Below are 22,778 nucleotides of genomic sequence, written 5' to 3' on the forward strand. Positions count from 1 at the left end.
CTGGCGTCATTTTGACCAGACCGGCGCGAACGCCCGCCGGCATTGGCCCGGCGGGCACTTGTCCACAGGCTTTCCTCGCCGCGCTCCACATCCGCTGTGGACAACGCGGCGGTGGCTCTCAAGCCAGCAGCACGTCGCGCAGCGCCGCATATTCCGGCGCGCAGGGCTCGGCATGCGCCGGACGCTGCAGCAGCTCGGCCAGCGCCGGCGGCACCGGCACCTGGCGACCGATCAGCGGCTCGACCACCGTCTCGAACTTGGCCGGATGCGCCGTCGCCGCCACCGCCCAGTGTTCGTGCGCCGCGGCCTCGCCGCTGGCGCGCAACTGCTCCAGCACCCGTACCGCGGTGGCGGTGTGCGGGCAGAACACTTCGCCATGCCGCCGATGGCGCGCGGCGATAGCGTCGCGGATGGCGTCGTCGTCCACCGCACGCGAGAGGAACTGCGCGCGCAGCACCGCGTCGTCGCCGGCGTACAGCCAGCGCAGCCGCTCGAAGTTGCTGGGCGCGCCCACGTCCATCGCATTGGCGAGCGTGGCCACGCTGGTGCGGGCCTGGTACCCGCCACCGGCGAAGTAGTCCGGCAGCACGCGGTTGGCATTGGTGGCCAGCACGATCCGCCCCAGCGGCACGCCCAGGGCGCGCGCCATGACCGCCGCCATCGCATTGCCGAGATTGCCGGTGGGAACGACGACGTTCAGCGGCGAGCCGTGCGCGGCGCGATGGGTCAGCGCCGCATGCGCGTAATAGCTCATCTGCGGCAGCAGGCGGCCGAGGCTGATGCTGTTGGCCGAACTCAGCGGCATCTGCGCCTGCAGCCCGGCATCGTTCAACGCCTGCTTGACCATGGCCTGGCAATCGTCGAACGAGCCGGCCACGCGCAATGCGCGGATGTTGCCGCCCAGGCAACCCAGCTGGTGCGCCTGCCGCGGCGACACGCGCCCGTCCGGATACAGCACCACCACCTGCAGGTTGGGTTGATTGTGGAAGGCGGCGGCCACGGCCGCGCCGGTATCGCCGGAGGTCGCCACGACAATCGTCAACGGGCGCTCCTGTCCTGCGCGCAGCCGCGACAGGCTGGCGGCCAGGAAGCGCGCGCCGAAATCCTTGAACGCGGCCGTCGGGCCGTGGAACAGCTCCAGCACATGGTCGTTGCGGGTGGCCAGGCGCTGCAGCGGCGCCGGGAAGTCGAAGGCTTCGGCGCAGATCCGCGGCAGCTCGGCTTCCAGCCCGTCGCCGGCGAAGAACGGCTGCAGCAGCGTGGCCGCGGTGTCGGCCAGCGAGTCGCCCGCCTCCAGGGCACGGGCCGGGGGCATCTGCTGCGGCACATACAGTCCGCCATCGGGCGCAAGCCCGGCGGCGATGGCCTGGCTGAGCGTGGCGGCGGGAGCATCGTTGCGGGTGGAAATGAAATGCATGGAGAAGATTCCGTGAAGTGCCCCCGCGCAGGAGGGCGGGGTTTCAAAGCAGACGTGCACCCGGGCTGTCCAGCGGCGTCACCCAGCCCTGGCTGTCGAAACCTGCGTCGGCAAACGCGGCCCGCACCTTCGGCGCGGCGGCCTCGGCCGCTTCGCGCGTCTCGAACCACGCGAACACGCTGGGACCGGCGCCGGAAATGCTGGCCCCCATCGCATCGGCATCCAGCGCGGCCTGCTTGGCCGCATCGAAGCCGGCGATCAGCGGCGCGCGGCGCGGTTCGACCAGCACGTCGCGCAGGCCGGCGCGCACCAGCCCGGCGTCGCCTGCATGGCAGCCGGCCAGCACCAGCGCCAGGTTCGTGCTCTGGGCGACGAACTCCTGCAGCGCGTAATCGCCCTGCAGGGCGGCGCGCGCGCGGCGGGTTTCCAGCAGCGCATCCGGGTGCACCAGCAGGCTGTGCCACGGTGCCGGCACCGGCACCGGCACCAGCCGCTCCAGGGTGGACAGCACGAGCCCGCCAAGGAACATCGGCCCGAGGTTGTCGCCATGGCGGCTGCCGCTGGCCACCGCCTCGCCTTCCAGCGAATGCAGGTACAGCGCTTCCCTGCTCAACGGCGCATCCAGCAGGGCGTTGGCCGCGACCAGCGCGGCCACGCACGAGGCCGCCGAGCCGCCCATGCCGGAGCTGAGCGGTATGCCCTTGTCGATCTCGATCTCGAAGCCGAACGGCAGCGCCAGCGCCTGCCGCAGTGCGATCAGCGCCGCGCCGGCGGTGTTGCCGGCCGCATCCGTGGGCAGGTCCGCGGTGGTACCGCGGATCGCCGCGATGCGCACTTCGGGCGCCTCGATGCGCCGCACCGTCACCGTATCGCCGACGCCGGCCACGGCATAGCCGAGCAGGTCGAAACCGACCGCCACGTTCGCCACCGAGGCCGGCGCGAAGGCGCGCGCCTCGCGCTGGCCGGCACCACCCTGCATTGCTTGCCCGCTCACAGTCGTGCGCCCTCCCCCGCGGCCACCCGCAGCACGTCGGCGAACACGCCGGCGGCCGTCACTTCCGGGCCGGCGCCCGGCCCCTGCACCACCAGCGGATTGTCGCAGTAGCGGCGGGTGATGAACTGCACCACGTTGTCGGTCAGGCGCAGGTTGGCGAAGGCATGGTCGGCCGGCAGTTCCACCAGTCCGACGCTGGGCGCCTGCCCCGGCGCGAACTGCGCTACATAGCGCAGCACCTGGCCGCGCGCACGGGCATCGGCCAGACGCTGCGCGAACGCGGCATCCATCTCGTGCAGGCGCGCCATGAAATCCTCCACGCTGGCCTGGCGCAGCGCATCGGGCACCAGGCTTTCCACCGCCACGTCTTCAAGGCTGAGCGGGTGGCCGGCCTCGCGCGCCAGGATCACCAGCTTGCGCGCCACGTCCACGCCGGACAGATCGTCGCGCGGGTCCGGCTCGGTGTAGCCCATTGCCCGCGCCTGCGCGACCAGCTGCGAGAACGGCACGCTGCCGTCGTACTTGTTGAACAGCCAGGCCAGCGTGCCGGAGAAGATGCCGGCGATCGCGGTGACTTCGTCGCCGGTATCGACCAGGTCGCGCAGCGTGGTGATGACCGGCAGCCCGGCGCCCACCGTGGCCTCGTAGCGGAAACGCGCGCCGGTCGCGCCGGCCGCCTCGCGGATGGCCTGGTAGCGCGCCAGCGGTCCGGAGCCAGCCTGTTTGTTCGGCGTGACCACGTGGATGCCGGCAGCGAGCCAGCCGGCATAGCGGTCGGCCACTTCCGGGCTGCCGCTGCAGTCGATGACCAGGGTGTGCGGCAGGCGGGCGGACAGCAGGTGCTCGGTGAAGCGGTCCAGGTCGGCCGGTTCCGCGGCAGCCTCGAACGCGGCCTTCCAGTCGCCCTGCACGCCACGCGCGTCCAGCAGCATGCGGTTGCGCGACAGCACCGCGCGCAGGCGCAGGTCCAGCTTGGTCCGCGCCAGCAGCTGCGGCTGGGCGACGCGCAGTTGTTCCAGCAACGCCGCGCCGACATTGCCCGGGCCGATCACGCCCACGGAGAAGGTCTGCGGCGACAGCCAGAACCCGGCATGCGCCGCGCGCAGTGCCTTGGTGGCGTCACGCGCGTCGATGGCCACCGAGATGTTGCGTTCGGACGAGCCCTGCGCGATGGCCAGGATGTTGACCTGCGCCCGCCCCAGCGCCTCGAACAGGCGCGCGGCCACGCCCGGTTGGCCGGCCATGCCGTCGCCCACCGCGGCCAGCACGCTCACGCCCTCGGTCAGCTGCACGCGCTGCACCTGGCCGGCGGCCAGTTCGTGCGAGAACGCCTGCACCAGCGCATCGCGCGCGCGCGCCGCCTCGGCCTGGCGCACCACGCAGCAGATCGAATGCTCGGACGAGCCCTGCGAAATCATCACCACCGACACGTGCGCATTGCGCAGCGCGGCGAACACGCGCTCGGCGGTGCCCGGCACGCCGATCAGGCCGGTGCCCTCGACGTTCAGCACGGCCAGGTCGGGGCTGAGCGTCAGCCCCTTGATCGGCCCGCTGCCGGCGCTGACCGCGGTGATGCGGGTGCCCGGATGCTGCGGCTGGAAGGTATTGCGGATGATGATCGGCAGTCCGCGCTCGATCGCCGGCGACATGGTCTGCGGGTGCACCACCTTGGCGCCGAAATAGGCCAGTTCGCAGGCCTCGTCGTAGCTGAGCGCCTCCAGCTGCACCGCCTCGGGCACCACCCGCGGATCGGCCGACAGCACGCCGTCCACGTCGGTCCAGATATGCAGTTCGTCGGCGGCGAACAGCGCGGCGAAGATCGCACCGGAGAAATCGCTGCCGTTGCGGCCCAGCGTGGTGATGTTGCCCTTGCGGTCGCGGGCGACGAAGCCGGTCACCACCAGCCGCCGCGCCGGGTGCGACTGCCGCCACAGCGCCAGCCTGGCGGCGCTGGACTTCCAGTCCACGTCCACGCCGAGTTCGCCATGGTCGACCACCAGCACCTCGCGCGCGTCCAGCACGTCGGCGTCTTCGCCCAGCGCCTGCAGGTGGTGGCCGAGCAGGTGCGCGGAGAACACTTCGCCCAGGCCCTGCACGCGGTCCAGCACTTCCTGCGGCAGCTCGCCGATCACCGCCAGCGCGGCGAGGATCTCGCGCAGGCGGTTGAAGCGCGCATCCAGCCATTCGATGGTCGGCCCGGAGTTCTCGACCAGCAGCGCCACCGCCGCCGCGCGGTGGCGGGCGCGCAGTTCATGCCAGCGCTCGTCCCAGGCCGGGTCGGCGCCGGCTGCCAGCCGGGCCAGCTCGATCAGCGCATCGGTGACGCCCTTCATCGCCGAGACCACGGTGACCTGCACGTGCTCCTCGCGCGCCAGCAGCAGTTGGGCCACGTGGCGGTAGCGGTCGGCGTCGGCCACCGAAGTGCCGCCGAACTTGTGGACGACACTGCGGACGGCGGCGTCCGCGGCGGGAGCGAGGGGTGAAGCGGCAACTGGCGACATCGGATGAACCTCGGCTGGAGGCCCCGACACGCATCAGGATGGGAGCCCCCGCATCCTGATCCGGGTGCGGGGCCGTGGTTTTCGGAAACTACGCGAAGACGACGGGCCGCACCGGGCGAGTGGTGACGGTAATGGTGGTGGTAATGGACGCGCGGCCGCAGCTGCCCGGCAGCGCGCCTGCAGGCGGCTGGACGAAGGCGAAGTTGGGCGACGGCGTGTGCATGCGGTCAAGAGGACACCAGCCGTGAATGCGCTGTCAAGTGTTGCGGCGCAAAAGGCCACTTGCGCCCATCGTCGGCGAACGCGCACTTATCGGTTGCAAATGTCATCAACGCCGATCATCGCCCATCTATCCGGCAAGCATCGGTAAAACGCGCCTTCGTCAATGGCAGGCCGCGGCCGCGCCCAATCGCCCGACGGATGCCTGCGGACCACCGGCTGGAAAGCGCCGACCGGCGGAACTGCGCCGAACGCGCGCATTCCGCTGCGCCACGGGGCGGTTCAATGCGGAGCCAGCGCCTCCGGTGCGGGCCGGTGCGCGGCCGCGCTCGACACCACGCCGGCCAACAGGCAGCCGGCCGCCAGCAGCTCCAGCGGCAGCGGCCAGCGCTGCTGCCAGAGGAAGCCGTAGAGCAGGCCGAACAGGGTCTCGAACACGATCATCTGCCCGCCCAGGGTGAGCGGCAGCGCACGGCTGGCGCGGTTCCAGCAGGCGTTGCCGAGGATCGAGGCCAGCACCGCCACCGCCGCGGCGACCAGCCAGAACTGCCCCCACTCGGCCGGCGGACGCCCCTGCCCTCCGCCGGCGAACGCGAGCGGCGCCACCAGCAGCGCCAGGCCGCCGGTCGCCACGCCGGTCAACAGCGACCAGTCATGCCCGGATACCTCCGGGCAGCGCGCCAGCCAGCGCGTATTGCCCACCGAGTACACCGTCCACGACAGCAGCGCGCCGACCGCGCACAGCAGGCCGAGCAGGCGCCGCCCGGTATCGGCGTGCACATGCGAAGAGGCCATCGCCGCCCATCCCATCAGCACCACCCCGGCCACGCACAGGGCCAGCGCCGGCGCCAGCTTCGACAGCGGCACCGCGCCCGGCTCGCGCGAGGCGGTGACCGCCACGAGCACCGGCACCATGCCGACGATCAGCGACGCCGCCGCGCCGCCGCTCCACTGCACCGAGATGGACAGCAGCACGTAATACAGCAGGTTGCCCAGCAGGCTGAGCCAGGCCAGGGCGCCCCATTCGGCGCGGCCGATGCGCGACCGCAGCGCCGGCCAGCGCGGCACCAGCAGCACCAGCGCGATCGCGCCATAGACCAGGTAGCGCGCGGCCGCCAGTTGCAGCGGCGCGAATCCGGCGAGCATGGCCGGGGCCAGGAACACCACGCCCCACAGCGCCCCGGAGGCCACGCCGTTGGCGATCCCGACACTCATCGAACGACTCACGCTTGCCGCACCATTGCCACGGAGAAGGGCGCGCAGTGTAGGCAGCGCCCGGGCGGCGCGTCTTGACCCAGGCTATTGCCGGGCGCGCCACTGCCGCGGCGTGCGCCCGCTCTCCCGGCGCAGCGCACGGGTGAACGCGCTCTGCTCGGAATAGCCGGCGCGCTGGGCGATGTCGCTGAGGCTGGCATCGCTGCCCAGCAGCTGGCGCTTGGCCCAGCGCAGGCGCGCGGCACCGACCCATGCCAATGGCGGCAGCCCGAACTCGCGGACGAACAGCGCATGCAGGCGGCTGCCGCTGACCCCGGCCATGGCCGCCATGCGCGCCACCGACCAGTCCAGGCCCGGTGCCGAGACCACCGCCATGCATACACCCTGCAGCCGCGCGCCGCTGCCGGCCGGGGCGAAATGCCGCAGCAGGCGCGGCAGCGGATCGCCCACCAGCCCGCTTGCCGGCAGTTCGCGCAGGCGCTGGCGCACCTCGATCGGCAGCGCCAGCCAGGGTTTGCGGTACAGGTGTTCCAGCGTGTCGTCGTCGAGCACGCCTGCCGGACAGTCAACGATCAGGCAGCTGTGCTCGCCCAGCGCTTCCAGGTCGTGGGTCTGGCCCGGTGCGACGAAGGCGCCCTGCAACCGGTCCAGGTGGCCGCCGGCGCCGCCCACTTCGAACTGCAGCTCGCCGTGCACCGGCAGCACCCATTGCGCATAGTCGTGGCACTCCAGCCCGGTGGGCCCGAGGTAACGGCGCAGGTGGGGAGTACTGGCGGACATGCAGGCAGTCTGCGCAGGAGGTGGCGGTCGCGGCAAGCATTGCGCGGCAGATGGAACGATGGCGGCCCCGACACGATTCGAACGTGCGACCTGTCCCTTAGGAGGGGACCGCTCTATCCAGCTGAGCTACGGGGCCTGCGGACGCGTATTGTGGCATGCCGCCGCCGCATCCGGCATCCACCCTGCGCCAAGAAACACGCGCGGCTCTGCTAAAATCGCGGTTCTGCATGCCGCACCCCACCTCTGCCAGCGGCTGCGCCCCCCAACGCAAAGCAATCAGGAGATTTCATGTCCTTCGAAATGCTCAAGGCGCTCGGCCTCGACGCTTCCAACGCTGGCACCTATCTGGGCAACGGCGAGTGGTCCACCGCTACCGGCGCGGGCGTGCTCAAGCCGCAGAACCCGACCACCGGCGAGGTGATCGCCGAGGTCCAGGCCACCACCGAGGCCGACTACGAAACCATCGTCGCCCGCGCCCAGGAAGCCTACAAGGTGTGGCGCACCACCCCGGCGCCGCGCCGCGGCGAGGCCGTGCGCCTGTGCGGCGAAGCACTGCGCAGGCACAAGGACGCGCTGGGCTCGCTGGTCGCGCTGGAAATGGGCAAGTCCAAGCCGGAAGGCGACGGTGAAGTGCAGGAGATGATCGACATCGCCGACTTCGCGCTGGGCCAGAGCCGCATGCTGTACGGCTACACCATGCATTCCGAGCGCCCCGGCCACCGCATGTACGAGCAGTACCAGCCGCTGGGCCTGGTCGGCATCATCTCGGCGTTCAACTTCCCGGTCGCGGTGTGGGCGTGGAACTCGTTCCTGGCCGCGATCTGCGGCGACGTGTGCATCTGGAAGCCGTCCAACAAGACCCCGCTGACCGCCATCGCCTCGATGAAGATCTGCAACGAGGCGCTGAAGGAAGGCGGCTTCCCGGACATCTTCTTCCTGATCAACGACGCCGGCACCGCCCTGTCGGAAAAGCTGGTCGCCGACACCCGCGTGCCGCTGATCTCCTTCACCGGCTCCACCCAGGTCGGCCGCACCGTCAACCAGGTCGTGGCCAAGCGCCTGGGCCGCTGCCTGCTGGAACTCGGCGGCAACAACGCCATCATCCTGGACGAGACCGCCGACCTGAAGCTGGCCGTGCCGGGCATCGTGTTCGGCGCCGTCGGCACCGCCGGCCAGCGCTGCACCACCACCCGCCGCCTGATCGTGCACGAATCGATCTATGACAACGTGCTGGCCACCCTGATCAAGGCCTACAAGCAGGTCGAGGGCAAGATCGGTGACCCGCTGGATGCGGCCAACCTGATGGGCCCGCTGAACAGCCCGGAAGCCGTGCAGCAATTCCTGGCCTCGATCGCCAAGGCCAAGGCCGCCGGCGGCACCGTCGAGACCGGCGGCACCGCCATTGATCGCGCAGGCAACTTCGTGCTGCCGGCGATCGTCACCGGCCTGAAGAACAGCGACGAGGTCGTCCAGCACGAGACCTTCGCGCCGATCCTGTACGTGATGAAGTACTCGACCCTGGACGAAGCCATCGACATGCAGAACGGCGTGCCGCAGGGCCTGTCCTCGTCGATCTTCACCACCAACCTGAAGTCGGCCGAGAAGTTCCTGTCGGCCGCCGGCAGCGACTGCGGCATCGCCAACGTCAACATCGGCACCTCCGGCGCCGAGATCGGCGGCGCCTTCGGTGGCGAGAAGGAAACCGGCGGCGGCCGCGAGTCCGGTTCGGACGCGTGGAAGGTCTACATGCGCCGCCAGACCAACACCATCAACTACTCCGATTCGCTGCCGCTGGCCCAGGGCATCAAGTTCGACCTGTGATGGTTTTTCCCCGTCTCCCGCCGGGAGAGGGGGAGGCGCGAAGCGCCGGATGAGGGTGCGGAACAGCCCCGCCCCCTCGTCAACCCGCGCCCCGGCCCAGGCCGGCGGCGCGCGCTCCAAGGCCTGCGCGGCAGTGACGCGCAGGCCGCGCCTTTTCGCCCCGGACAGGGGCTTTTTTCCACCCGCAACGGAGTCCCACCGATGAGCATTCCCGCACCACGACAGACCAGCAGCTATGCCGTGATCGCCCTGGTCGCCGGCATCCTCGGCTGGACCCTGCTGCCGTTCCTGGGCAGCATCGGCGGCATCATCTTCGGCCATATGGCGCGCGGCGAGATCCGCCGCAGCAACGGCCAGCTCGACGGCGATGGCCTGGCCGTCACCGGCCTGGTGCTGGGCTGGCTGTCGGTGGCGATGTGGGTGCTCGGCATCCTCGCCTTCATCCTGTTCTTCGGTGGCCTGGCCTGGATCGCCGCATTGAATTCCTGAGGCACGCGTGAGCGCTCCGGCCGATTCGACCCAACGTTTCAGCAGCCGGGTGGCGGACTATGTCCGCTACCGGCCCGACTATCCGCCGGCCCTGCTGGACTGGCTGCATGGCCAGATCGGGGTGCCCGCCGCCACGCCGGTCGCCGACATCGGCGCCGGCACCGGTATTTCCACCCTGATGTTCCTCGACGCCGGCCACCCGGTGGTCGCGGTCGAGCCCAACGCCGCGATGCGGCAGGCCGCCGAGCGCTGGCTGGCGCACGATCATCCGCAGCTGAGCTTCGCCGCCGGCACCGCTGAAGCCACGACCCTGGACGACGCCAGTATCGGCCTGATCAGCGTCGCCCAGGCCTTCCACTGGTTCGACACCGAGGCGGTGCGGCCGGAGTGGCGGCGCATCCTGCGGCCGGGCGGGATGGCGCTGGTGTACTGGAACTCGCGCCTGCTCGACGTCTCGCCGTTCCTGTCCGCCTACGAACAGCTGCTGCAGGACTACGGCACCGATTACAACGCGGTGGCCGAGCGCTACCAGGACGACGCGACGATGCGCGCGTGGTTCGGCGACGGCCTGCGCGGCATGGTCCAGCTGCCGAACACGCAGCACCTGGACTTCGACGGCCTGCGCGGCCGCCTCCTTTCTTCCTCCTATGCGCCGCAGGCCGGCCATCCGCGGCATGCGCCGATGCTGGAGGCCCTGCGCGCCCTGTTCGACGCCCATGCGGTGGACGGACGGGTCGCCTTCGAATACCGAACCCGTGCCTTCATCGGCACGCTGGACTGAAACAGCATGTACCCGCTTGCCCGCCCCTTCCTGTTCGCCCTCGACGCCGAACGCGCCCATGGCCTGACGCTGTCCGCGCTGGAGCTGGCGTGGCGCACCGGCACCACGCCGCTGATCGCGGCGCGGCCGGCGCCGATGCCGACCGCCGCGTTCGGCCTGGACTTCCCCAACCCGGTCGGGCTGGCGGCGGGGCTGGACAAGAACGGCGAGCACATCGACGCGCTGTTCGGCCTGGGCTTCGGCTTCGTCGAGATCGGCACGGTCACCCCGCGCCCGCAGGCCGGCAACCCGAAGCCGCGCCTGTTCCGGCTGCCGCGGCATGCGGCGATCATCAACCGCATGGGCTTCAACAACGCCGGCGTCGATGCGCTGGTGCGCAATGTCGAGCGTAGCCGCCAGCGCACCGGGCCGCTGGGCATCAACATCGGCAAGAACAAGGACACGCCCAACGAGGACGCGCTGTCCGACTACCTGACCTGCATGGAGAAGGTGTACCCGCTGGCCGACTACATCACCGTCAACATCTCCTCGCCCAACACCGCCGGCCTGCGCGAGCTGCAGGAAGAGCAGGCGTTGCGGCGGCTGGTCGGCGGCCTGCGCGAGGCGCAGGAACGCCTGGCCGCCCAGCATGGCCGGCGCGTTCCGATGCTGGTCAAGGTCGCGCCCGACCTGAGCGACCGCGACATCGAGGCGGCCGCGCGCGTGCTGGGCGAACTGGAAGTGGACGGCGTGATCGCCACCAACACCACCATCGGCCGCGAAGGCATCGAGCACGATCCGCGCGCCGCCGAGACCGGCGGCCTGTCCGGCGCGCCACTGCTGGGCCAGTCCACCCTGGTACTGCGCCGCCTGCGCGCGCGCCTGCCCGAACGCATCCCGCTGATCGGCGTGGGCGGCATCCAGTCCGGCGCCGACGCGGTGGCGAAGATGGCTGCCGGCGCGACCCTGGTGCAGTGCTACAGCGGCCTGGTCTTCCGCGGCCCGGCGCTGATCGGCGAATGCGTGGACGCCATCCGCCGCCGCCGCGAGGCCCCGTCCCGAGGCGCCGTCGCCCCCCTATGACAACCGCTGCACCCTGGTCGCTGACCGAAAACGCCCCGCTGCATTCGCTCAACACCTTCCATGTCGCCGCCCGTGCGCCGCGCCTGCTGCGCGTGAGCGACGCGGCCGCCCTGCCCGAGGCGCTGGCCGCGGTGGCGCCGTCGCCGCTGCTGGTGCTCGGCAGCGGCAGCAACGTGCTGCTCGCCGCCGACCCGGAAGGCACCGTGCTGTGCTTCGACAACCGCGAGGTCGCCATCCTCGAGCACCGCGCCGACCACGCCGTGGTCCGTGCCGGCGCCGGCGTGGTCTGGCACGAGCTGGTGCTGTGGTCGCTGGCCGAAGGCCTGTCCGGGCTGGAGAACCTGGCGCTGATCCCCGGCACCGTCGGCGCCGCGCCGATCCAGAACATCGGTGCCTACGGCGCCCAGGTCGGCGAATTCATCCAGGCCGTCGAAGCCTGGGACACCCGGCAACAGGAATGGGTGCAGCTGGACCAGGCGGCCTGCCGCTTCGGCTACCGCGACAGCCTGTTCAAGCACGAAGCCGACCGCTACCTGATCACCGCGGTGCAGTTCCGCCTGCCGCTGCTGCACGAACTGCGCCTGGACTACGCCGGCATCGGCGAGGAACTGCACGCCATGGGCGTGGAACTGCCGGTGGCCGCCGACGTGGCCAATGCGGTCATCGCCATCCGCCGCCGCAAGCTGCCCGACCCGGACGTGCTCGGCAACGCCGGCAGCTTCTTCAAGAACCCGATCCTGCCGCGCGAACAGGTCGAGGTGCTTGCGCAACAGTACCCAGCGCTGCCGGTGTTCCCCGGCGACGACGACGGCAACCGCAAGCTGTCGGCGGCCTGGATGATCCAGGCCTGCGGCTGGAAGGGCCGGCGCGAGGGCGATGCCGGCGTGTCGCCGGACCACGCGCTGGTGCTGGTCAACCACGGCAACGCCAGCGGCGCGGACCTGCTGGCCTTCGCCCGCCGCATCTCCGCCTCGGTGCTGGAAACCTTCGGCGTGCCGATCGAGCCCGAACCGCGGCTGGTCGGCGCGCGCTGGTGAACGCCACCGCCACGGCAAGCCGCCTCGCTCCGCTGCGCGCGGCGCTGCTGATGTTCGGCAGCGCCATGGCCTTCGGCCTGATGGCCATCGCCATCCGCTACGCCACGGCCTACGTGCCGACCCAGGAAGTGGCCTTCTTCCGCAATGCCTTCGGCCTGCTCGCCCTGCTGCCGATGCTGCTGCGCCCCGGCCACGCGCCGCTGCGCACGCAGCAGCTGCCGCGCTACCTGGTGCGCAGCGCGATCGGCCTGGCCTCGATGCTGTGCGCCTTCTGGGCGCTGGGCCACCTGCCGCTGTCGCAGGCCATCTCGCTGTCCTATTCCACGCCGCTGTTCGTGACCATTGCCGCGGTGCTGTGGCTGGGCGAGACCGTGCGCGCGCGCCGCTGGGCCGCGGTGATCGCCGGCTTCATCGGCGTGCTGGTGATCGTGCGGCCCGGCTCGCACGGCTTCCAGGCCGGCAGCCTGATCGCGGTGGCCGCGGCCATGCTCAGCGCACTGGTGTCGATCCAGATCAAGCAGCTCACCCGCATCGATGGCCCGGATACGGTGGTGCTCTACACCTACGTGTTCTGGGTGCCGCTGTCGCTGGTGCCGGCACTGTTCGTGTGGACCTGGCCGACCGGCATCGCCTGGCTGTGGCTGGTGGCCACCGGCGTGCTGGGCACGGTCGGCCAGTTGCTATGGACGCGCGCGCTCAGGCTGGGCGAGTTGTCGGCGCTGACACCGATCAGCTTCACCCAGCTGCCGCTGGTGGTCGCCCTGGGCTGGCTGCTCTTCGACGAACCCCTGGACCGCTGGACCCTGCTGGGCGCGGCCATCATCCTCGCCGCCAACGCCTACATCGCCCACCGCGAGGCGGTGCTGGCGCGCCGGACGCCGCCGAAAGCGCCCTGAAAGCCGGTCCGGCCGATACTGCCGCCATCATGAACGGCGGCAGTGCCGGTACCGGCGCGCCGACATTGATTGGACACCGGCCATGCCACGCTTGCCGCCCTTGGCCTATGGTTCCGAGCGGGGAACGATCGCATGCGCATCCTGGTTGCCGAAGACGACCGCGACATCGCCGCCGGGGTGTGTGCCTCGCTGCAGCGGCAGGGACATGCCGTGGATCACGTCGGCGATGGCGCGCAGGCGGACGCGGCGCTGGCCTCGATCCGCTACGACATGCTGATCCTCGACCTGGGCCTGCCCTCGCTTGAGGGCACCGCGGTGCTGCAGCGCCTGCGCCAGCGCGGCGACAGCCTGCCGGTGCTGGTGGTGACCGCGCGCGATGGCCTGCAGGAACGGGTGCGCACCCTGGACCTCGGCGCCGACGACTACCTGATCAAGCCCTTTGCGGTGGACGAACTGGAAGCGCGGGTCCGTGCCCAGCTGCGCCGGGTCACCAGCAACGGCCAGCCGGAACTGCGCATCGGCAGGCTGCGCCTGGACCTGCCCGGGCACCGCGTCTGGATGAACACCGATCCGCTGGAGCTCACCGCCCGCGAGTTCGGCCTGCTCTCGGCGCTGGCCACCCGCCCGGACCGCATCAGCTCCCGCGCGCAGCTGGTCGAAGCCCTGTGCAGCTGGGACGAGGAACTGACCGACAACGGCCTGGACATCGCCCTGCACCGGCTGCGGCGCAAGCTGCGCCCGGGCGGCATGGGCATCCGCACCGTGCGCGGGCTGGGCTACATGCTGGAGGAAGCGGCCGAGTGAGCACGCTGCGCGCGCGCCATCCCAGCCTGCGCCGGCGCCTGCTGGCGTTCCTGGCGCTGCCGATGCTGGTCCTGCTGCTGCTCAACGCGGTGATCACCTATCGCATCGCGCTGGCCTATTCCAACCACCTGCACGACCGCAACCTGCTCGACGACACGCAGTCCTTCGCGCGGATGCTGCAGACCATGCCGTTGAGCGGGGAACTGTCGCCGCAGGCGCGCTTCCTGCTCGAATACGATCCCGACGGCCACGGCTATTTCAACGTGGACAGCCTGCACCACGGCATCCTGGTCAGCAATGCCGATTTCAGCGCGGTGGCCAAGTCCCGGGACTGCGTCGATTCGACGCCGCTGCTGTACAGCGCACACCTCAACCAGCAGAAAGTGCGCCTGGCCACACTGTGCATCCAGAGCGCGACCGACCCGGGCGACCGGCTGGCGGTGACCGTCGGCGAGACCTTCGACGACCGCCGCCAGCGCGCCCAGGAAATCCTGATGATCACCATCCCGATGATGGCCCTGCTGATGCTGTGCGTCGGCGCGCTGGTCTGGTTCGGGGTCAATCACGGCCTGCGCATCCTGCGCCCGCTGACCCGGCAGCTGGCCGAGCGCAAGCGCGACCTTGCGCCGATCTCCAACCCGGACGTGCCGCGCGAAATCCTGCCGCTGATCGAGACCATCGATGGCCTGTTCGGGCGCCTGGCGGAAATGATCGCGCTGCAGGAGCGTTTCGTCGCCGATGCCGCGCACCAGCTGCGCACGCCGCTGGCCGGCATCAGCCTGCATGTGGACCGCGCGTTGAGCGCCACCGACGGCAAGACCCGGACCGAGGCGCTGGAACACGTGCGCCGCCTCAACCAGCGCACCGCCCGCGTCTCCGGCCAGCTGCTGGCGCTGACCCGCGCGCAGGCCTCGCCGGCGGTGGTGGAGACGCTGGACCTGACCGCGCTGGTGCCCGAATGGGTCGCCATGCGCGTGCCCGAGGCGATCCGCGCCGGCGTCGACCTGGGCTACCAGCGGCCGGACGAAACCCTGCGGGTTCCCGGCTATGCGCCGGTGCTGCAGGAGGCACTGGACAACCTGATCGACAACGCCCTGCACTACGCCGGCCGCGGCGCGACGGTCACGGTCGGCATCGCGGCCAGCGGCAACCAGGTCGAGCTCTACGTCGAGGACGATGGCCCCGGCGTTCCCGAGGCGGCGATGGCACGCCTGGGCGAACGCTTCTATCGGGTCGCCGGTACGCAGGAAAACGGTACCGGGCTGGGACTTGCGATCGCGCATGAAGCGGTGGAGCACTTCCGCGGCACGATCCACTACCAGACTTCGGTTCCGCATGGTCTCAAGGTTTCCATCCTGCTGCCCCGGCTTACCCCGTAGAGCGGGGCCACGCCCCGCCTGCACCTTGTCGATGAGGCCCCTGCCGGGCGGCGCCCGGCACTACGGAACCTCCAGCATTACAGTTCCGGTGCAGGCCCTGCCGGGCGGCGCCCGGCGCTACGGAACCTCCAACGTTACCGTTGATGAATACACGCCGGTCCATTGCCGGGCCTGAAAGGCTGGCGAAAAGGCCGGCTGCGATCCTTCGCCCATCTGCAGGAAGGTGAATGCGTGACGATGCCAGGTTCCCAGGAGTTTCTGTTCGAAGGCGGCCGCAGCGGCGTGCTGCTGATCCACGGCCTGACCGGCACGCCGATGGAGATGCGCCTGCTCGGCAAGGGCCTGGCCAATGCCGGCTTCACCGTGCACGGGGTGCAGCTGCCCGGCCATTGCGGCAGCGTCGAGGAACTGGTCGCCACCCGCTGGCAGGACTGGTACGGCGGCGTCGAACGTGCCGCCGAACGCCTGCGCGCGCGGGTGGACACGCTGTTCGTCGGCGGACTGTCGATGGGCGCGGTGCTGGCGCTGGCGCTGGCCGCCGAGCGCCCTGAGCTGGTCGCAGGAGTCGGCGTATACGGCGCCACTTTCCGCTATGACGGCTGGAACATCCCCGCGATGGCGAAACTGTCGTTCCTGCTGCCGCTGTTCAAGCGGCTGGGCATCGGCCGAAACCGCATGTTCATGGAGGAGCCGCCCTACGGGCTGCGCGACGAGCGCATCCGTGCCCAGGTCAGCGCCTCGATGCTGTCCGGCGACAGCGCCGCCGCCGGCCTGCCCGGCAACCCATGGCCGGCGCTGGCCGAAATGCATGGGCTGGCCGCCTGGGTGAAGCCGCGCCTGCCAAAGGTTGTCGCCCCGTGCCTGATCGCGCACGCACGCGAGGACGACATCGCCAGCCTCGATAACGCCCGACTGGTGGCCGCGCGCGTCGCCGGCCCCACCGAAATGCTGATCCTGGAAAACAGCTACCACATGATCACGATCGACCGCGAACGGCGCCTGCTGATCGAGCGCAGCGCCGGGTTCTTCAACGCCATCGCCGCCGGCCGGACGCTGGCCGACGCCGCCTGATGTCCGCGCTCGTCGTCACCCTGTGGCTGCTCAACGTGCTGCTGGATACCGGCGGGCAACTGGCGTTCAAGGCGGCGGCGGGGGATCCGGATGCCGGCGAAGGCTTCGCGCGCTGGAAGCACATGCTGTCGCGGCCGTGGCTGGGCCTGGGCATCGCCTGCTACGTGCTGGAATTCGTGGTCTGGATCGCCTTCCTGTCGCTGGTGCCGCTCTCGCGCGGCGTGCTGCTCGGCTCGATCAACATCGTCGCGCTGATGCTCGCCGGGCGCTTCCTGTTCAAGGAACGCCTGACCCGCCTGCGCGTGGCCGGCATGCTGCTGGTCAGCCTGGGCGTGGCCGTGGTGGGGGTGGCCGGATGAGGCGCCTGTACCTGGTCGGGTTCCCCCTGCTGATGACCTTCGACACCCTGGCCCAGCTGTGCTTCAAGCTGGCCGGCGACGGCGCGCTGCCGGTGGAAGCCAATACCGCCTGGGTGCTGCGGGTGCTGTCCCAGCCCTGGGTGTACGGCGCCATCCTCGGCTACATCGGCGCGTTCTTCACCTGGATGAGCCTGCTCAAGCACGCTCCGATCGGGCCCGCGTTCGCCGCCTCGCACCTGGAGGTGGTCAGCGTGCTGCTGCTTTCGGCCTGGCTGCTGCACGAACCTGTCGGCCCGCTGCACCTGCTCGGCGCGGCCCTGATCGTGGCCGGCATCGTCTGTCTCGGCGTCGCCGAATCCGACGATCCGCATTCACCGGCCCCAGCCGGCGACATGCAGGAATGAGCCGGCGCTTTCCCGGCGAACTGCCGCCCACCGCCGGGCTCCCGTTGCGGTGGCGGGATTTCCTGCCGGGGGACGCGCAACTGGGCGACACACTGGCCCAGCTGCTGGGTACGCCGCCGATGCAGCTGGAGTGCTCGGGCACCTCGGCGCTGCGCATCGCATTGCAGACCCTGCAGCAACTGCAGCCGCAGCGGCGCGTGGTGATCGTGCCCGCCTATACCTGCCCGCTGGTCGCCATCGCGGTGCACAGCCTCGGGCTGGAACTGCGCCTGTGCGATCTGGCGCCGGGGGGCTTCGACTTCGACCACCACGCGCTCACGGCCCTCTGCGACACGGACACGCTGGCGGTGGTTCCAACCCACCTCGGTGGCCGCGTCGCCGACGTGGAGCGCGCCTGCGCCATCGCCGGCCGCCATGGCATCTTCGTCATCGAGGATGCCGCGCAGGCGCTGGGCGCCGTCGATCGCGGCCGCAGCGTCGGCCTGCGCGGCGACATCGGCCTCTTCAGCCTCGCCGCCGGCAAGGGCCTGAGCCTGTTCGAAGGCGGCCTGCTGCTCGCCCGCGACCCTGACCTGCGCGCACTGCTGGGGCGGATTTCACGGCAGCACATCCACGGCGACTGGCGCTGGGAACTGAGGCGCAGCGTGGAACTGCTCGGGCTCGCCGCATGCTACCGCCCTTCGCTGTTGCCGCTGGCCTATGGCCGGCCGCTGCGGCGCGCGCTGGCCGCTGGCGATCCGGAAGCGGCAGTCGGCGACGTGTTTCCACTGCAGATCCCGCAACACCGCGTCGGCCGCTGGCGCCGCGCCGTCGGCAACCGCGCCGCCACGCGCCTGCCGGCCTTCCTCGACGAGGGCCGGGCGCGTGCGCAACGCTGGAACGCCCGGCTGCGGGAGCTGCCGGGCGTACAGGTCCACGACGACCCGCCCGGAGCACGGGGAGTATGGCCGCTGCTGATGCTGCGGTTTGCCGACGGCGGCCAGCGCGACGCCGCCCTGCGGCGGCTGTGGACGCGCGGACTCGGCGTGAGCCGCATGTTCATCCACGCCCTGCCCGACTACGCCTACCTGCGCGGCATCGTCCCCGCCGTGGACACGCCCAACGCACGCGACTTCGCCGCGCGCACGCTGACCATCGGCAACAGCCCGTGGCTGGATGACGCCCGCTTCGAGGTCATCGTCGAGGAACTGCGCGCCGCGCTCGCCCCATAGCGGGGCTTACCCGAATGGGTATTTCACCCTGTAGAGCGGCGCAACGCCCCGCTGCGGCATTCCCGATCAAGCCCCCAGCCTGGCATCGCCCGGCGCTACGACTCCGTGGACGGATGCGCCGTGTCGTCGTGCTCGACCGGAGCATGTTCGACGGAGGCATGTTCGACAGGAACCGGCTCGCAATCCTCGCTGAAAGCCACCTCGCCGAATTTCCAGCCCAGCGGTCGCCGCACCGTGCCCCAGAAGCGGCGTACCGCATGCCATTGCATGGCAAGCACGCCGCGCTGGTTGTCGGCATCGACCACCGGATCGGCCACGCCGGTCGGACGGATCGGCTCGCCATACAGCGCGGTGCCGAACAGCACGTCCCAGAAGGCGAACACCTGGCCGAAATTGCAGTTGTGCAGGCCCGGCCGCTGCGGATCCACGACCATGTGGTGCAGGCGGTGGAAGACAGGATCCACCGCCAGCCGGCTGCCCCAGCGGCCAAAGCCGAAGCGGACATTGGTATGCGAGTAGTTCTGCACCAGTTCGCCGAGCAGCATCAGCGCGGCGAATTCGTCGGCTTCCACCCCGGCCAGCAGCCCTACCCCTGCCAGGATCACCGACTGCAGCATGCCGTCCAGCCAGCTGCCGCGGTCGTTCGACCAGCAGCTCAGCTGGCGCTGGCTGTGGTGCAGGCTGTGCAGCGCCCACCACCACGGAATCGCGTGCTGGGCGCGGTGCATCCAGTAGTAGACGAAGTCGTACAGCAGGTAATAGACCGCGAACAGCAGCCACGGATGCTGCTGGAACCATGGCACCCACGCGCGCAGACCGTGCGGTCCCTGCACCGTCTCGGGGCTGCCGCCCAGCGAGGCCAGCGGCGCCAGCACCAGGTAACTGAACAGCGGGAACAGCCCCAGCAGCATCAGCAGGGTGTAGGTGCGGTCCACGCGGGTCAGGTTCCGGTCCTGCCAGCGTTCGGCAGGCCACAGGCTTTCCAGCGGCCGGAACACGCCGGCGATCAGCGTCAGCTGCAGCGCGGTCAGCAGCAGCGCGATGGCGATGTCATGGGGATCGTCGTGGCGCCCCAGCGCCTGCAGCGCCGGCGTCACCACGTGATCGGCCAGCCACATCACCGGCGCCCAGCCGTGCACGTCCATCTCAGCGCGGCCCCGCGCCCGGCACCTCGGCCAGCGCCGACAACAGGCGCTGGTTCACCTCGCGCTGCTGCGCCTGCCATGCATGCAGGGTATGGCCGGGAATCTCCGGCTGCCCATCCAGCGCCGACAACAGCCGCTTGACCCGGCTGCGGTAGCGGTACTGCGACACCTCGCCGGTGATGTCGCTGCCCACCAGCCCGCCCTCGTGCAGCGCGTGGATCACCGCCAGCGCATGGCCGAGGCGGAAACGCCCCTGGTCCCAGTTGGTGCGCGCGACCTCTTCGGCGAACACGTCCTTGTCGATGGACAGGTAGGTCGGCTGCGGCCGCCGCTGCTGCTCCGCGACGAAGGCTTCCACCAGCGCCGAAGGCGAATCGAAACTGCGGAAGCCACGGCCCAGGCCCATGTACCGCGCCCAGCGCACCGGCACGCCCATGCTCCAATAGGTGAGCCTGCCCGACAGCAGCGGCCGCCAGCGGTTCTCCCAGGCGTGCGCGCTGCCGATGTCGTGCGAGGTGATGCCCAGCACATGCACGTGGCTGATCTGCGGCAATGCCGCGGCCCAGCTGACCCAGGAACCGCAGTGGATGCCGAACGGGTAGCGCATGTTGTCCGGATGGTTGTCCAGCACCACCAGCTGGTACCGGGCACCGGCATCCAGGCGGCGCAGCAGCGGATAGCTCAGGTGGTGGAAGTCGCCGCTGCCGAACAGCACCGTGCCATGGCGGGCCGGCAGCCGTTCGTCGAGCAGGGCCGAGAACCGGCGCAGGCTGGCCTGCGAACAGGCAAAACGCAGTTCCTCCTGCCAGTCCTGCAGCGCGACGACGCGCTCGCCGCCGAGCGACAACACCGAACCGTCCAGATCGAGTACGACCGGGGACCGCAGCGCATCAGCCTCCATGCTCAACCTCCGCCATCGGCTTCGCTCTGGAACAGATGCGCGCAGCGCCGCAGCACCGCCCTCAGCAAGGGATTGCGCGCGCGTACCGCATGCCAGGTCGGGGTGATGCTGGCGCCGAGATACCGCTTGATGCGCGAATCGGTCCAGCCGGCGACGTAGTGGCCCAGGCCCTGGTCCAACGCGTACTGCAGGTTGTGCATCCAGCTGACGAAATACAGGTTGCGTTCGCGCGCCTGCGGATAGAGGAAGCCGACGTACTTGTCCACGAGCTTGCCCTCGTACAGGTAGCACAGGTTCCAGCCGATCAGCGTGTCTGCCTCGAAGTACAGGAACATGCGGCCGCTGCTGTCGCGGTCCTGCAGCAGCGCCCTGAGGTAGTCTCCGGTCAGCAGGTCGAAATGCACCTGGCTCTGCGCGTGTACGTTGAGGTACAGCTCATGGCAGCGGCGCACTGCGGCTTCGTCGAACCAGGCGTCGCCGGTTTCCAAACAGCGGATGTCCAGCCCGTCGCGCGCCCTGAGCTTGCGGCGGATGTCCTTGCGCCGGCTCGCCGACAGGCGCGACAGGTACTCGTCCACCGATTCGAAATCGATCGCCACCCAGGCCAGCGGCATGCCTTCCAGCAGCACGAAGCCGGCTTCGCGCAGGGCTTCGACAAAGGCGCCGGCGTGGCGGTTCTCGCGTACCCCCAGCAACGGTGAGTCCACGGCCAGGTCCTTGACGATCAGCAGCCGGCTGTCGCGACCGTGGCGCTCGAGGAGTTCGGCCACCAGCGCCTGCGGGTCGACGCCATGCGGCAGCGGCATGTACTCGGTGGCGGTACAGCCGATGAAGCGCGTCCTCCAGCGCAGCCAGTGCTGCCAGCGGCGATGGCCGGGCAATGCCCGCAGGCGCTGGCACATCGCCTCGTCCAGGGTAGTGGTCAGGTCGTAGTCGGCGAGGAACACCGGCACGCCCGCGGCGGACAACGCGGCTTCGAAACCCTGTGGTGGATGCGCGACGAACTGGCGGACCAGGGTGCCCGGCTCCAGCGCGGTGTCGTATCGGCCGTTCATTTCCGTTCAGGCACTGCGGAGCGCCAGCACCGCGTTCAGGCCACCAAAGGCGAACGAATTGCTCAGCGCGGCGGTGACCGGCATGGCGCGTGCGCTGCCCAGCACGTGGTCCACGCCCTCGCACTGCGGGTCGAGGCTGTCCATGTTGATCGTCGGCGGCACGCGCGATTCGGCCATCGCGCGCAGTACCGCCACCAGTTCCAGCGCACCGGACGCGCCCAGCGCGTGGCCGTGCATGGACTTGGTCGATGACACCGCCACCTGGCGCGCATGCGCGCCGAATACCTGCGCGATGGCGCGCACCTCGTTGATGTCGTTGGCCAGCGTGGCGGTGCCGTGCGCGTTGACGTAATCGACCTGCGCCGGCTCCATTCCCGCATCGGCCAGCGCGGTCCGCATCGCCGATGCCGCGCCGGCCATGTCCGGCGCGACGATGTCGCCGGCATCCGAACTCATGCCGACGCCCGCGATCTCGCCCAGCACCGTGGCGCCGCGCCGCTGCGCATGTTCCAGCGATTCGAGCACGAACATGGCCGCGCCCTCGCCCAGCACCAGTCCCTTGCGGTTGGCGCTGAACGGCCGGCAGGTGTCGTCGGCGAGCACGCGCATCGCTTCCCAGGCACGCATCGCGCCGTAGCTCAGGCTGGCCTCGCTGCCGCCGGCCAGCGCCACGTCCATCGCACCGGCGCGGATCAGCTGCACCGCCTGGGCGATGGCGTGGTTGCTGGACGCACAGGCGCTGGCGACGACGAAACTCGGGCCATGCAGCCCATGGCGCATGCTGATCTGGCTGGCCGCCGCATTGGTCATGGCGCGGATGATGGTCAGCGGATGCAGGCGCTGCGCATTCTCGGCATAGAGCCGGCGCGACTGCTCGTCCTGCGTGTTCTCGCCGCCCACCGCGGTACCGACGATGCAGCCGGTGCGCTCGGCGCTGCCGCCGGGCTCGAAGCGGAGGCCGGACTGGGCGATCGCTTCGCCGGCCGCCAGCAGGGCGAACTGCGCCACCCGGTCCAGCTGCGGCAGTACCTCGCGGCTGAAATGCGGTTCGGGCGTGTAGTCCTCCGGCACCTGCGCGGCGACGCGCACGCGCATCTCGGCCGCGCGCTCGTGGCGCAGCGGCGCGATCGCGCAGCGGCCCTCGCTCAACCCGGCCCACAGCGCCGGCACGCCCAGGCCGAAGGCGCTGACCGCGCCCATGCCGGTCACGACTACCCGTTGTGCGTCGGCGCGCATT

The 22,778-nt window shown here is 70.5% G+C and carries 21 protein-coding genes and 1 tRNA gene; 12 read left to right on the forward strand and 10 right to left on the reverse strand.

From position 1 onward, the window contains the following. Positions 1–118: 118 nt before the first annotated feature. The 6 genes from thrC to ABB22_RS14680 all read right to left on the reverse strand — a co-directional run bounded on the left by thrC (position 119) and on the right by ABB22_RS14680 (position 7,262). Complete coding sequence (thrC, locus tag ABB22_RS14655; RefSeq protein ID WP_055765134.1) at positions 119–1,417, reverse strand: threonine synthase; 1,299 nt, start codon at positions 1,415–1,417, stop codon at positions 119–121. Between the two features lie 43 nt (positions 1,418–1,460). Then, positions 1,461–2,396: a homoserine kinase gene (locus tag ABB22_RS14660; protein WP_055765131.1), complete on the reverse strand. Its 936-nt coding sequence runs from the start codon at positions 2,394–2,396 to the stop codon at positions 1,461–1,463. Between the two features lie 11 nt (positions 2,397–2,407). Further along, positions 2,408–4,912: a bifunctional aspartate kinase/homoserine dehydrogenase I gene (thrA, locus tag ABB22_RS14665; RefSeq protein ID WP_055765128.1), complete on the reverse strand. Its 2,505-nt coding sequence runs from the start codon at positions 4,910–4,912 to the stop codon at positions 2,408–2,410. Between the two features lie 501 nt (positions 4,913–5,413). Further along, positions 5,414–6,346: a DMT family transporter gene (locus ABB22_RS14670; RefSeq protein WP_055765124.1), complete on the reverse strand. Its 933-nt coding sequence runs from the start codon at positions 6,344–6,346 to the stop codon at positions 5,414–5,416. Positions 6,347–6,430: 84 nt separating this feature from the next. Continuing rightward, positions 6,431–7,126: a helix-turn-helix transcriptional regulator gene (locus ABB22_RS14675; protein WP_055765121.1), complete on the reverse strand. Its 696-nt coding sequence runs from the start codon at positions 7,124–7,126 to the stop codon at positions 6,431–6,433. A gap of 59 nt (positions 7,127–7,185) precedes the next feature. Next, positions 7,186–7,262, reverse strand: a tRNA-Arg gene (locus ABB22_RS14680). A gap of 152 nt (positions 7,263–7,414) precedes the next feature. Here ABB22_RS14680 and amaB point away from each other — a divergent pair. From amaB to ABB22_RS14740, 12 genes are all read left to right on the forward strand, one after another. After that, positions 7,415–8,947 (forward strand): L-piperidine-6-carboxylate dehydrogenase, encoded by a 1,533-nt coding sequence (gene amaB / locus ABB22_RS14685; protein ID WP_055765118.1) that lies wholly within the window; start codon positions 7,415–7,417, stop codon positions 8,945–8,947. Positions 8,948–9,148: 201 nt separating this feature from the next. Further along, positions 9,149–9,436: a DUF4190 domain-containing protein gene (locus tag ABB22_RS14690; protein WP_055765116.1), complete on the forward strand. Its 288-nt coding sequence runs from the start codon at positions 9,149–9,151 to the stop codon at positions 9,434–9,436. A gap of 7 nt (positions 9,437–9,443) precedes the next feature. Beyond that, positions 9,444–10,217 (forward strand): class I SAM-dependent methyltransferase, encoded by a 774-nt coding sequence (locus tag ABB22_RS14695; RefSeq protein ID WP_055765114.1) that lies wholly within the window; start codon positions 9,444–9,446, stop codon positions 10,215–10,217. 6 nt (positions 10,218–10,223) lie between these two features. Further along, positions 10,224–11,279 (forward strand): quinone-dependent dihydroorotate dehydrogenase, encoded by a 1,056-nt coding sequence (locus ABB22_RS14700; RefSeq protein WP_055765111.1) that lies wholly within the window; start codon positions 10,224–10,226, stop codon positions 11,277–11,279. Then, a complete protein-coding gene (murB, locus tag ABB22_RS14705; RefSeq protein WP_055765109.1) occupies positions 11,276–12,316 on the forward strand; it encodes a UDP-N-acetylmuramate dehydrogenase in 1,041 nt (346 codons plus the stop codon). The genes ABB22_RS14700 and murB overlap by 4 nt, the downstream gene beginning before the upstream one ends. A 32-nt stretch (positions 12,317–12,348) precedes the next feature. After that, the gene (locus tag ABB22_RS14710) at positions 12,349–13,212 is read left to right on the forward strand and encodes a DMT family transporter (RefSeq protein ID WP_152984203.1); all 864 of its coding nucleotides are present in this window, start codon (positions 12,349–12,351) and stop codon (positions 13,210–13,212) included. 132 nt (positions 13,213–13,344) lie between these two features. Next, complete coding sequence (locus ABB22_RS14715) at positions 13,345–14,016, forward strand: response regulator (protein ID WP_055765107.1); 672 nt, start codon at positions 13,345–13,347, stop codon at positions 14,014–14,016. A gap of 62 nt (positions 14,017–14,078) precedes the next feature. Then, positions 14,079–15,395: a sensor histidine kinase gene (locus ABB22_RS14720; RefSeq protein ID WP_425477810.1), complete on the forward strand. Its 1,317-nt coding sequence runs from the start codon at positions 14,079–14,081 to the stop codon at positions 15,393–15,395. A 237-nt stretch (positions 15,396–15,632) separates the two neighbouring features. Continuing rightward, a complete protein-coding gene (locus tag ABB22_RS14725; RefSeq protein WP_055765105.1) occupies positions 15,633–16,466 on the forward strand; it encodes an alpha/beta hydrolase in 834 nt (277 codons plus the stop codon). After that, a complete protein-coding gene (locus ABB22_RS14730) occupies positions 16,466–16,825 on the forward strand; it encodes an EamA family transporter (protein WP_055765103.1) in 360 nt (119 codons plus the stop codon). The genes ABB22_RS14725 and ABB22_RS14730 overlap by 1 nt, the downstream gene beginning before the upstream one ends. Continuing rightward, positions 16,822–17,229: a DMT family transporter gene (locus ABB22_RS14735; RefSeq protein WP_055765101.1), complete on the forward strand. Its 408-nt coding sequence runs from the start codon at positions 16,822–16,824 to the stop codon at positions 17,227–17,229. The genes ABB22_RS14730 and ABB22_RS14735 overlap by 4 nt, the downstream gene beginning before the upstream one ends. Further along, positions 17,226–18,440 carry a DegT/DnrJ/EryC1/StrS family aminotransferase gene (locus ABB22_RS14740; protein ID WP_055765099.1) on the forward strand — a complete coding sequence of 405 codons (1,215 nt, stop codon included), beginning with the start codon at positions 17,226–17,228 and terminating at the stop codon, positions 18,438–18,440. Before ABB22_RS14735 ends, ABB22_RS14740 begins: the two co-directional genes overlap by 4 nt. Before the next feature lie 95 nt (positions 18,441–18,535). Here ABB22_RS14740 and ABB22_RS14745 read toward each other — a convergent pair whose 3' ends face one another. The 4 genes from ABB22_RS14745 to ABB22_RS14760 are packed head-to-tail and all read right to left on the reverse strand — an operon-like array spanning position 18,536 to position 22,777. Next, positions 18,536–19,585 carry a sterol desaturase family protein gene (locus ABB22_RS14745; protein ID WP_055765097.1) on the reverse strand — a complete coding sequence of 350 codons (1,050 nt, stop codon included), beginning with the start codon at positions 19,583–19,585 and terminating at the stop codon, positions 18,536–18,538. Position 19,586: 1 nt separating this feature from the next. Next, entirely contained in the window at positions 19,587–20,486 is a 900-nt protein-coding gene (locus ABB22_RS14750; RefSeq protein WP_055765095.1) for an arginase family protein, read from the reverse strand. Between the two features lie 2 nt (positions 20,487–20,488). Next, positions 20,489–21,541 (reverse strand): GNAT family N-acetyltransferase, encoded by a 1,053-nt coding sequence (locus ABB22_RS14755; protein WP_055765094.1) that lies wholly within the window; start codon positions 21,539–21,541, stop codon positions 20,489–20,491. A gap of 6 nt (positions 21,542–21,547) precedes the next feature. Then, entirely contained in the window at positions 21,548–22,777 is a 1,230-nt protein-coding gene (locus ABB22_RS14760) for a beta-ketoacyl-[acyl-carrier-protein] synthase family protein (RefSeq protein ID WP_055765092.1), read from the reverse strand. Between the last annotated feature and the right edge of the window lies 1 nt (position 22,778).

The sequence above is a fragment of the Stenotrophomonas nitritireducens genome, from assembly GCF_001431425.1.
Lineage (GTDB): Bacteria > Pseudomonadota > Gammaproteobacteria > Xanthomonadales > Xanthomonadaceae > Stenotrophomonas > Stenotrophomonas nitritireducens.

Coding starts and splice junctions, on each gene's coding strand:
- ABB22_RS14690 (WP_055765116.1), top strand. CDS start 9,149: ATGAGCATTCCCGCACCACGACAGACCAGCAGCTATGCCGTGATCGCC.
- ABB22_RS14725 (WP_055765105.1), top strand. CDS start 15,633: ATGCCAGGTTCCCAGGAGTTTCTGTTCGAAGGCGGCCGCAGCGGCGTG.
- ABB22_RS14740 (WP_055765099.1), top strand. CDS start 17,226: ATGAGCCGGCGCTTTCCCGGCGAACTGCCGCCCACCGCCGGGCTCCCG.
- murB (WP_055765109.1), top strand. CDS start 11,276: ATGACAACCGCTGCACCCTGGTCGCTGACCGAAAACGCCCCGCTGCAT.
- ABB22_RS14735 (WP_055765101.1), top strand. CDS start 16,822: ATGAGGCGCCTGTACCTGGTCGGGTTCCCCCTGCTGATGACCTTCGAC.
- ABB22_RS14750 (WP_055765095.1), bottom strand. CDS start 20,486: ATGGAGGCTGATGCGCTGCGGTCCCCGGTCGTACTCGATCTGGACGGT.
- ABB22_RS14730 (WP_055765103.1), top strand. CDS start 16,466: ATGTCCGCGCTCGTCGTCACCCTGTGGCTGCTCAACGTGCTGCTGGAT.
- ABB22_RS14755 (WP_055765094.1), bottom strand. CDS start 21,541: ATGAACGGCCGATACGACACCGCGCTGGAGCCGGGCACCCTGGTCCGC.
- ABB22_RS14760 (WP_055765092.1), bottom strand. CDS start 22,777: ATGCGCGCCGACGCACAACGGGTAGTCGTGACCGGCATGGGCGCGGTC.
- ABB22_RS14745 (WP_055765097.1), bottom strand. CDS start 19,585: ATGGACGTGCACGGCTGGGCGCCGGTGATGTGGCTGGCCGATCACGTG.
- thrC (WP_055765134.1), bottom strand. CDS start 1,417: ATGCATTTCATTTCCACCCGCAACGATGCTCCCGCCGCCACGCTCAGC.
- ABB22_RS14720 (WP_425477810.1), top strand. CDS start 14,079: ATGCTGGTCCTGCTGCTGCTCAACGCGGTGATCACCTATCGCATCGCG.
- ABB22_RS14670 (WP_055765124.1), bottom strand. CDS start 6,346: ATGAGTGTCGGGATCGCCAACGGCGTGGCCTCCGGGGCGCTGTGGGGC.
- ABB22_RS14715 (WP_055765107.1), top strand. CDS start 13,345: ATGCGCATCCTGGTTGCCGAAGACGACCGCGACATCGCCGCCGGGGTG.
- thrA (WP_055765128.1), bottom strand. CDS start 4,912: ATGTCGCCAGTTGCCGCTTCACCCCTCGCTCCCGCCGCGGACGCCGCC.
- ABB22_RS14675 (WP_055765121.1), bottom strand. CDS start 7,126: ATGTCCGCCAGTACTCCCCACCTGCGCCGTTACCTCGGGCCCACCGGG.
- ABB22_RS14660 (WP_055765131.1), bottom strand. CDS start 2,396: ATGCAGGGTGGTGCCGGCCAGCGCGAGGCGCGCGCCTTCGCGCCGGCC.
- ABB22_RS14700 (WP_055765111.1), top strand. CDS start 10,224: ATGTACCCGCTTGCCCGCCCCTTCCTGTTCGCCCTCGACGCCGAACGC.
- amaB (WP_055765118.1), top strand. CDS start 7,415: ATGTCCTTCGAAATGCTCAAGGCGCTCGGCCTCGACGCTTCCAACGCT.